Origin of the sequence: Ruminococcus sp. 1001136sp1_2201st1_G3_2201SCRN_220225 (assembly GCF_040924365.1) — a bacterium.
Taxonomy (GTDB): domain Bacteria; phylum Bacillota; class Clostridia; order Lachnospirales; family Lachnospiraceae; genus Blautia_A; species Blautia_A faecis.
Map to the genome: position 1 here is coordinate 38,717 of NZ_JBCOME010000032.1, position 8,744 is coordinate 47,460.

Consider the following 8,744-nt stretch of genomic DNA (forward strand, 5'->3'; position numbering starts at 1 on the left):
CGTATAAAGATGGAGAAAGAGAAGGAGCTTTATTTCGCAGATGTGGAAGGCGAAATAAAGGTGTTTGACCATTAAAAGGGAACAGAAACCCCTGCATCTGTGAAAATAAATATTCCACAGATGCAGGGGATAAAGTTCTTTTGAAAGCTTTTTAAACATGCTCTGGATCAGTCTGCCTGCAGAGCATGAATGATCAGCACTTCTCTGGCTCTGGATAATCTACGCCGAAGGTATCTACTGTCATGGATTTGATCTTCTGCTCATCAAGTGGTCTGTCGCTGTAGTCAGTGTCAGTCTCAGCAATCTGGTTTACCACATCCATGCCCTCGGTCACTTTACCAAAAGCAGCGTAAGCACCATCAAGGTGTGGAGCATTTTTGTGCATGATGAAGAACTGGCTTCCTGCTGAATCCGGATGCATGGCTCTTGCCATGGAAAGAACGCCCTCGGTATGTCTTAACTCGTTCTTCACACCGTTCTGAGCAAATTCACCCTTGATGCTGTATCCAGGACCGCCCATTCCGGTTCCGTCTGGGCAGCCGCCCTGGATCATGAAACCGTTGATAACACGGTGGAAAATAAGTCCGTCATAAAATCCCTTTTTAACAAGGCTGATAAAGTTATTTACAGTATTTGGTGCAATCTCCGGATATAACTCTGCTTTGATCACATCTCCGTTATCCATAGTAATGGTAACAACTGGATTTGCCATAGTTTGATCTCCTTTTTCAAAAAGTATTGTATTTCGTTATTCGTTCTATTATAATATGCAAAGAGCAATTCTGCAAGTAAAAAGGAGTTGTAAAGTTATGATAAAAGAAACATTCAGCCCAGAAGAGACCTTCGCTTTCGGCAAATGGATCGGGGAAAATGCTCTTCCCGGGCAGGTATACACACTGGTAGGAGATCTTGGTGTAGGTAAGACTGTTTTTACCCAGGGAGTGGCAGAAGGACTGGGAATCACAGAGCCTGTAAACAGTCCGACTTTTACCATTATTCAGGAATATGAAAGCGGCCGTATGCCATTTTATCACTTTGATGTGTACCGGATCGGGGACATTGAGGAGATGGAAGAGATCGGCTATGATGACTATTTCTACGGAAATGGAATTTGCCTCATCGAGTGGGCCAATCTGATCGAAGAAATCCTGCCAGAGCAGATCATTGAGATTACCATTGAGAAAAATCTGGAAAAAGGGTTTGATTATCGTAAGATCACAGTAACCGGATTACCAGAGCAGATTAAGTGGCAGAAAAATTAGAAAATCTCCAAAAGTGGGGAGAGTAAGGAGAAAAAATGAAGATTTTAGGTCTTGACAGCTCAGGAATCGTCGCTTCTGTTGCAATAGTGGAGGACGAGAACCTGATTGCAGAATATACAGTTAATTATAAAAAGACACATTCCCAGACACTTCTTCCTATGCTGGACGAGCTGGTGAAGATGACAGAGCTGGATCTGGATACTATTGATGCCATTGCAGTGGCAGCCGGACCAGGCTCTTTTACAGGACTTCGTATCGGTTCTGCTACAGCCAAGGGACTTGGTCTTGCGTTGAAAAAGCCTCTGGTGGAAATTCCCACTGTGGATGCACTGGCATATAATTTGTATGATTCCAGAGCATTGATCTGTCCGATTATGGATGCAAGAAGAAGTCAGGTTTATACAGGAATTTACCGCTTTCAGGAGCATAAGCTAGTAACGGTAGAAGCTCAGATGGCAGTTCCAATGGCTGAGATGATTGAGAAATTGAATGCGAGAGGGGAAGAGGTAGTATTCCTTGGCGATGGCGTGCCTGTCTTTGGAAAAATGATCCAGGAGAACCTGAAGGTTCCATATTCTTTTGCCCCTGCCCATGTGAATAAGCAAAGAGCAGCTGCAGTGGCAGCCCTTGGCGAGATTTATGTGAAAGAGGGCAAAATAGTGACTGCGATGGAGCATGTTCCGGAATACCTGAGAGTTTCCCAGGCAGAGCGTGAGCGCGCCCAGAAGCTGCAGGAAGAGAAAGCTTCTGAAAAAAACAGCTGAGAAGAAAAGGAGAAGTCAGAGTATGGTTCTTCGTGAAATGCTGGTAGATGATCTGAATCAGGTCATGAAGATTGAAAACGAATTATTTTCCCCGCCATGGACGAAAGAGGGATTTTTCACTTATCTGACCCGCAAGGATGCCATGTTCCTCGTAGTGGAAGAGAAAGGAGAAATCCTGGCTTACTGTGGCCTGATCATGGTTTTGGATGAAGGCGACATTACCAATGTTGCAGTGCGCCCGGACAGGCAGAAAGAGGGGATTGGTCATTTCCTTATGGACAGCCTGATCCGGCTTGCCGAACAGCAGGGAGTTACCACGATCCATCTTGAGGTTCGTACAGGCAACGGAACTGCCATCCGTCTTTATGAAAGAATGGGATTTACAAAAGACGGGATCCGCAAGAAATATTATACGGATCCCGTGGAAGATGCTCTGCTTATGACTAGGCATCCGCGTGGATAAGTGAGAACCTCTCATTCTCGCAAAATGTGACGCACATCTTGCAGAAAGCCTTTTTCAAACATGCTTCAGGCATGGTCTATCGCATGATTTTATGCCTGAGCCCATACGCTGTATTGTAGAAAATCAAAAGCACAAATGCCACAAGGCTGAGTGCAGCCCCAAGTGACTTACCGGGCGCATGGAATTCAATCTGGATTTCATGCGCCCCTTTTTGTAACGGAAAACCAAGAAACGCCTTGTTAACCTGTACCGGTGCAGCTTCTTTCCCATCCACACAAACAATGTATCCTTTGGAGAACGTATAGGAGGTTACGAAATATCCATCTTTCGGCATATCAATACTACCGTTTAGAATCTCTTTCCCGGAAATTTCTTTTTCCTGAAATGTTACCAGCCCCGGATGGAAAAGCAGGCTTAATGGAAGGGTGTAGGCTTTTATATTTGTGAGCTTATATTCTCCTCTGGAAAACATAATGTCCAGAGCATCCATATCCTCATTAGAAGAAATCATATAATAAAAGGTATCATTATTGTTGGGATAAGGAGCCTCAGAGCCGGAAAGCCGGTTTCGTATGCCATTTATGGTAATGGACATATCCTTTTCTCCATTGTATTTTACGTCAAAAGAGAGCAGCAGAATAGTGGATGCCGGCAGTGTTTCCGGCAGTTCCCGGCGGACGGTTTCACTTTTTTTTGAAGTCTTGTGATCAAGAAAATCGGCTGGCAGGGAATATTCCTTCATTTGAGAAGCGTATGGCAAAAAAGCGGCAGAAAGATCACTGGCATTCTCTGAATTGTCAGGAGAATCCGGCACTATTGTGCGATTAGTAATGGTATCCAGTGTCTGTGGATAAGAAAGCTTATCATATTCACTTTCTATCATCAGAGCCGTACTTCCATAAGCAATAGGCAGCACATTGCTGTTTTCTGCCAGTATATGCCCGTCTTTTTCCAGAAGGGTCTTATAGCCCGCGGGAACTTTATCTGCTTTTGTCTGAATATATCGGACGCCCATTAGATATTCCTGAAAAGGATTTACATCAGCTGTCATGGCAACACGGTTGCGGATGCTGATGGGCATTTGCAGGATATCGTACACCAATGTATTGTAAGTGCTGTTAGAAATAGAAGAATACAAGGTACTTTTATTCTGATCCCCGGTGATCACGTAGTTTGAATTGTTGGATGGGTGTTCGATCACATCGAACCGTGCCTGCGGATTTTCGCAGCACGCCTCCAGATCCTCTCTGGAAAAATAGTCTCTGGACTCGTCGGCAACGGTGGCGTAATGCTCTTCCTGCCCTTTTGTCAGATAAAGCATAGAAGGAATCGCAAGCAAAAGTACAAGTCCTCCAAGATTTATCCACCAGCAGCTGAATGGTATCGTGATCTCTTTTTCTTCCAGAAAAACGCCAAGGGAAGCACAGACAAGAAGCAGCACAAGATCAGCTGTGACCAGGTGCCGGACCTGCTGATTATGTAAAAGGAAAATAAGCTGTATGATAACCGGAATTGCACAAAGCAAAGCCAGTGGCAGACTGTGCCGTATTTTTTTCTGCCTGAGTCCTTCAAGAGCCTGTGCAGTAAGGTAAAGAATCAAAGGCAGAAATGGGATCAGGCATTTGGGCCTTACATATAAAGTGGCGTTTAAAATCCAGTAAAAAATGTCAAAAAACAGCAGTGTAAAAACAGCAATTGCAAGCTTTCGGGTTTTCTTTTCCCGTATGCACAGAAACAGTGCGTACAGGCAAAAAAGAGTGAGTCCGCAGCCGTAAGGGCTGTAAAGGATGCTGTCCAGTGTGGGGTTCACTCCCAGGATTTTTAACAGGGAAGTGGAATCACCGGTATCCTTTTTATTTCCAAGGATGGCAAGACCAGTGGGAAGCAGGAGAAAGAGATTCATGGATACGGCAAAAGACACGTCCACAATATAGTTCCACCATATTTTGCATTTCCGTTTTTTCTGCATCCTGGCAGGTACATTTTTCAGATGATCTGGCAGCAGATGGCCGATATAAAGGATGCATGCCAGGAAGCTGGATGGGAAAAAGTAAAAGCTATGTAAAATGCAGAAAAACAGGGAAAGAATCAGTCCGATATGGGGACGAATGTGGTACACGTCCTGTTCCTGGTGTCCAAAAATCCGGTCCAGGCAGAGGAAAGCCAGTAAAAGAAATGGCAGATAATTCACAAACATGATCTGCCTGTGCGCCTGGAAAAAACAGTTTGCACTAAGATAAAAAAAGCCGCATGCAAAGCTGGTAAAATCGGAAAATCCCTTCCTGTGCAGCCAGTAATAAAGAAGTCCGCCTCCAAGCAGGATTTCAAATATTGCATATCCCTGAATAAACCATTCCATTTCCACATGGGGAAAAAGATAGGAAATCAGTACATCCGGGCGCATAAATCCGTAGTAAGAGAGGGAAAAGAAATTGGTTCCGCCTCCAAGTCCGGTGAAGTCCGGAAACAGGCTGCCTGTTGCATAAAAGTTCTTTCTCATATAATCAGCAATGGTTACATGCTGGGAATACCAGTCTGTCTCTGAGCCAAACCAGGAACCGGAAGGTATCAGAAGCAAGATAAGAATGCTGCCAGCTGTCAGAAGAAGCAGCAGAGTAATTGCGTTTCGCCAGGTGAATTTTTGAGGCTTGCTGCAGAAAATCATAATAATTCCTTTCTGTTGCTGAGCTTAAAAACAGCAACAAATGTTAAGTTCAAATTATAAAAACACATTGTAAGCTGTTTGTCAAGCGGCTTCATTTTAATTATTTCTGAATGATTTTCCATATTGGGAAGACCTGACTCTTGTTTTAGGAAACTGCTTGTGTTAAACTTTCCTAGAGCCTGTTTGAAAAATGCTGTTATAAGTTTGCTTCGGAAGGCATTTGGAAAACACGTTTTTGGAGAATAAAGAAAAGAGGATATTTTAATATATGTTAGATGTTTGTCTGCTGGGAACCGGAGGTATGATGCCACTTCCAAGAAGATGGCTTACTGCTCTGATGACCCGGTATAACGGCCACAGTCTTCTTATTGACTGCGGCGAAGGAACTCAGGTGGCAATTAAGGAAAAAGGATGGAGCTTTAAGCCTGTTGACGTGATCTGTTTTACCCATTATCACGGAGATCACATCAGCGGACTTCCTGGTCTTCTTCTTACAATGGGAAATGCAGAGCGCACCGAACCGCTTACCTTGATTGGTCCGAAAGGTCTTGAGCGGGTAGTAAACGCACTTCGCGTGATCGCACCAGAGCTTCCCTTTGAACTGAAATTTATTGAGATTAACGGACCGGAGCAGGTATTTGAGATCAATGGTTACAGGATCACGGCTTTTAAGGTAAACCATAATGTGCTCTGTTATGGATATTCACTGGAGATACTCCGTCAGGGGAAATTTTCCCCGGAGCGTGCCCGTGAGCAGGGAATCCCACTGAAATACTGGAATCCGCTGCAGAAAGGTCAGACTATTGAAGCCGATGATGTGACATATACTCCGGATATGGTTCTGGGACCTGCGAGAAAGGGACTGAAGGTTACTTACACTACAGATACCAGACCCACCGAGTCAATTATGAAAAATGCGTCTGGCTCAGACCTTTTTATCTGCGAAGGGATGTACGGCGAGGATGACAAGCTGGAGAAGGCAAAAGGCTATAAGCACATGACGTTCCGTGAAGCTGCTACTCTGGCCAAGCAGGCTGATGTAGGAGAAATGTGGCTGACTCATTACAGTCCGTCTCTGATCCGTCCAGATGAATATATGGACATGGTGCGGGATATTTTCCCAAAAGCTTATCCAGGCAAAGACGGAAAAACAATGGAAATGAATTTCGAAGAGGATTAAAAAATGAAAGATACATTCATTCTTGCAATAGAAAGTTCCTGTGATGAAACTGCGGCTTCTGTAGTAAAAAACGGCAGGACTATATTATCAAATGTGATTTCTTCCCAGATTGCGCTTCACACTCTGTATGGAGGTGTTGTGCCGGAAATCGCTTCACGTAAACATATTGAGAAGATTAATCAGGTGATCGAAGAGGCACTTTCCGAGGCAAATGTGACTCTGGATGATCTGGATGCAATTGGCGTTACTTACGGTCCTGGACTGGTAGGGGCTCTTCTTGTGGGCGTAGCTGAGGCAAAGGCCATTGCATATGCGAAGAAGCTCCCTCTTGTTGGAGTGCATCATATAGAAGGACATGTTTCTGCCAACTATATTGAACACCCGGACCTGGAACCGCCGTTTCTTTGTCTGATCGTGTCCGGCGGACACACACATCTTGTAATCGTAAAAGACTATGGAGAATTTGAAATCCTGGGACGCACCAGAGATGATGCAGCGGGAGAAGCTTTTGATAAAGTTGCCCGTGCAATCGGATTAGGTTATCCAGGTGGACCAAAGGTAGATAAATTGGCAAGAGAGGGAAATCCGGACGCCATTGTTTTCCCGAAAGGAAAATTAGGAGACTGTCCTTATGATTTTAGCTTCAGTGGCGTGAAATCTGCTGTATTGAACTATATTAACAATGCCCAGATGAAGGGCGAAGAGATCAATCGTGCCGACCTTGCGGCTTCTTTCCAGAAGTCCGTGGTAGACGTACTTGTGGAGCACACAATGCTTGCTGCCAAAGATTATCACATGGATAAGATCGCTATTGCAGGCGGGGTTGCGTCCAATGGAGCTTTGAGAGAAGCCATGACTAAGGCTTGTGAAAAGAGGGGCTATAAGTTCTATCGTCCGTCACCTATTTTTTGTACAGACAATGCGGCGATGATCGGCGTGGCAGCTTATTACGAATATATCAAAGGAACACGCCATGGATGGGACTTAAATGCAGTTCCTAACCTGAAACTGGGAGAGAGATAATGGAGCAGGGCAGATGTACGGCAATCGTTCTGGCGGCGGGCCAGGGCAAAAGAATGCATAGCAAAATACAGAAGCAGTTTCTGGAAATAGGAGGGAAGCCGGTTCTGTATTATTCTCTGCATTGTTTTCAGGAGAGTCCGCTGATCCGGGATATTATTCTGGTGACGGGGGAAGAAATGATTTCTTACTGTGAGCAGGAAATTGTAAAGAAATATGGCTTTTCCAAGGTACGCAAGGTGACAGCAGGAGGAAAAGAGCGTTATGATTCTGTATATGCAGGATTATTATGCTGTCAGGATACAGATTACGTGTACATTCACGATGGTGCAAGACCGTTTATCACAGAAGAGATGGTTCAAAGAGGATATGAGGCTGTGAAGCGGACCAATGCCTGTGTAATGGGCATGCCCTCCAAGGACACTGTGAAACTGGCAGACTCGTCAGGCTATGTTAAAGAGACTCCAGATCGTAAAATTGTATGGAATATTCAGACTCCTCAGATATTTTCTTATGATCTGATTCGCGGAGCTTATGAAAGCATACGCAAAAAGGACATGACAGGGGTAACAGATGATGCAATGGTAGTGGAGCAGGAGACTGGAACCAAGATCCTTCTTGTGGAGGGATCTTACCAGAATATCAAGATCACTACACCAGAAGATCTGGCGATTGCAGAGGCTCTCTTGAGATATTGAATGAATTTTTGAAAAAAATAAAAAATCTTGTTGACACAAAAAGGTTTTGATGATAAAATACGTTTTGCACTGACAGAGACAACCTCTTGAGTGAAGGAAAACTCCTGATGTGCAAGGCGTTTTTTGTTTGATTATTATATATGGAGAGATATCGAAGTGGTCATAACGAGGCGGTCTTGAAAACCGTTTGTCCGCAAGGGCGCGTGGGTTCGAATCCCACTCTCTCCGCTTGTTAAACACTTTAAAAAATAAATTTAAAAAGTGCTTGACAAATAAAGAAACATCAGTTATACTAAACAAGCTGTCGCAAGAGAGCAAAAACAATTTAATGAAGAACTTACTTAGTAAGTAGGGCAATTTGGAGAAGTACCCAAGCTGGCCGAAGGGGCTCCCCTGGAAAGGGAGTAGGTCGTTAATAGCGGCGCGAGGGTTCAAATCCCTCCTTCTCCGTTTTGAATTTCTTGATTAAAAGAAATTCAAAAAAGTTGTTGACAAACACTTGAACATGTGATAATATGAACAAGCTGTTTTGAAAGCAACAGCGAAACAACCTTGATAACTAAACAGTGAAACACATACGATTCTCGAAAATTCTTAACGAATCATCATTCAAAAGAATGAACTTTTTATAACAGTAATGACGAGAGATAACTAAGCTAGTTGGTTGTCTTGAGTACATCAAACACTTTATC

The 8,744-nt window shown here is 43.9% G+C and carries 8 protein-coding genes, 2 tRNA genes and 1 pseudogene; 9 read left to right on the plus strand and 2 right to left on the minus strand.

Features of this window, described 5'->3' with window-relative positions; translation table 11 throughout:
* Positions 1-193 precede the first annotated feature (193 nt).
* Complete coding sequence (locus AB5642_RS11470; RefSeq protein ID WP_118583898.1) at positions 194-712, minus strand: peptidylprolyl isomerase; 519 nt, start codon at positions 710-712, stop codon at positions 194-196.
* A gap of 97 nt (positions 713-809) precedes the next feature.
* Here AB5642_RS11470 and tsaE point away from each other — a divergent pair, with 97 nt between their 5' ends.
* The 4 genes and pseudogenes from tsaE to AB5642_RS11490 all read left to right on the plus strand — a co-directional run.
* Entirely contained in the window at positions 810-1,262 is a 453-nt protein-coding gene (gene tsaE, locus AB5642_RS11475; RefSeq protein ID WP_173769961.1) for a tRNA (adenosine(37)-N6)-threonylcarbamoyltransferase complex ATPase subunit type 1 TsaE, read from the plus strand.
* A gap of 35 nt (positions 1,263-1,297) precedes the next feature.
* Positions 1,298-2,026 carry a tRNA (adenosine(37)-N6)-threonylcarbamoyltransferase complex dimerization subunit type 1 TsaB gene (gene tsaB / locus AB5642_RS11480; RefSeq protein WP_148463470.1) on the plus strand — a complete coding sequence of 243 codons (729 nt, stop codon included), beginning with the start codon at positions 1,298-1,300 and terminating at the stop codon, positions 2,024-2,026.
* A gap of 22 nt (positions 2,027-2,048) precedes the next feature.
* Entirely contained in the window at positions 2,049-2,489 is a 441-nt protein-coding gene (rimI, locus tag AB5642_RS11485; protein ID WP_368371631.1) for a ribosomal protein S18-alanine N-acetyltransferase, read from the plus strand.
* Positions 2,490-2,502: 13 nt separating this feature from the next.
* Positions 2,503-2,559, plus strand: a pseudogene (locus AB5642_RS11490) (DUF6783 domain-containing protein); the annotation flags it as partial.
* Positions 2,560-2,565: 6 nt separating this feature from the next.
* Here AB5642_RS11490 and AB5642_RS11495 read toward each other — a convergent pair.
* Positions 2,566-5,154 (minus strand): YfhO family protein, encoded by a 2,589-nt coding sequence (locus tag AB5642_RS11495; protein ID WP_368371632.1) that lies wholly within the window; start codon positions 5,152-5,154, stop codon positions 2,566-2,568.
* Between the two features lie 268 nt (positions 5,155-5,422).
* Here AB5642_RS11495 and AB5642_RS11500 point away from each other — a divergent pair, with 268 nt between their 5' ends.
* The 5 genes from AB5642_RS11500 to AB5642_RS11520 all read left to right on the plus strand — a co-directional run bounded on the left by AB5642_RS11500 (position 5,423) and on the right by AB5642_RS11520 (position 8,502).
* Positions 5,423-6,334, plus strand: a complete 912-nt coding sequence (locus AB5642_RS11500) for a ribonuclease Z (RefSeq protein ID WP_148463467.1) — start codon at positions 5,423-5,425, stop codon at positions 6,332-6,334.
* A gap of 3 nt (positions 6,335-6,337) precedes the next feature.
* Positions 6,338-7,357 carry a tRNA (adenosine(37)-N6)-threonylcarbamoyltransferase complex transferase subunit TsaD gene (gene tsaD / locus AB5642_RS11505; RefSeq protein WP_148463466.1) on the plus strand — a complete coding sequence of 340 codons (1,020 nt, stop codon included), beginning with the start codon at positions 6,338-6,340 and terminating at the stop codon, positions 7,355-7,357.
* Positions 7,357-8,052, plus strand: a complete 696-nt coding sequence (ispD, locus tag AB5642_RS11510) for a 2-C-methyl-D-erythritol 4-phosphate cytidylyltransferase (RefSeq protein ID WP_368371633.1) — start codon at positions 7,357-7,359, stop codon at positions 8,050-8,052. Before tsaD ends, ispD begins: the two co-directional genes overlap by 1 nt.
* A 142-nt stretch (positions 8,053-8,194) precedes the next feature.
* Positions 8,195-8,280: transfer RNA gene (locus tag AB5642_RS11515), tRNA-Ser, on the plus strand.
* A 132-nt stretch (positions 8,281-8,412) separates the two neighbouring features.
* Positions 8,413-8,502: transfer RNA gene (locus AB5642_RS11520), tRNA-Ser, on the plus strand.
* The last annotated feature ends 242 nt before the right edge of the window (positions 8,503-8,744 follow it).

Excerpts from the sequence above, each read along its gene's own strand:
- tsaE (WP_173769961.1), top strand. The coding sequence starts at position 810 with ATGATAAAAGAAACATTCAGCCCAGAAGAGACCTTCGCTTTCGGCAAA.
- rimI (WP_368371631.1), top strand. The coding sequence starts at position 2,049 with ATGGTTCTTCGTGAAATGCTGGTAGATGATCTGAATCAGGTCATGAAG.
- AB5642_RS11500 (WP_148463467.1), top strand. The coding sequence starts at position 5,423 with ATGTTAGATGTTTGTCTGCTGGGAACCGGAGGTATGATGCCACTTCCA.
- AB5642_RS11495 (WP_368371632.1), bottom strand. The coding sequence starts at position 5,154 with ATGATTTTCTGCAGCAAGCCTCAAAAATTCACCTGGCGAAACGCAATT.
- tsaD (WP_148463466.1), top strand. The coding sequence starts at position 6,338 with ATGAAAGATACATTCATTCTTGCAATAGAAAGTTCCTGTGATGAAACT.
- ispD (WP_368371633.1), top strand. The coding sequence starts at position 7,357 with ATGGAGCAGGGCAGATGTACGGCAATCGTTCTGGCGGCGGGCCAGGGC.
- AB5642_RS11470 (WP_118583898.1), bottom strand. The coding sequence starts at position 712 with ATGGCAAATCCAGTTGTTACCATTACTATGGATAACGGAGATGTGATC.
- tsaB (WP_148463470.1), top strand. The coding sequence starts at position 1,298 with ATGAAGATTTTAGGTCTTGACAGCTCAGGAATCGTCGCTTCTGTTGCA.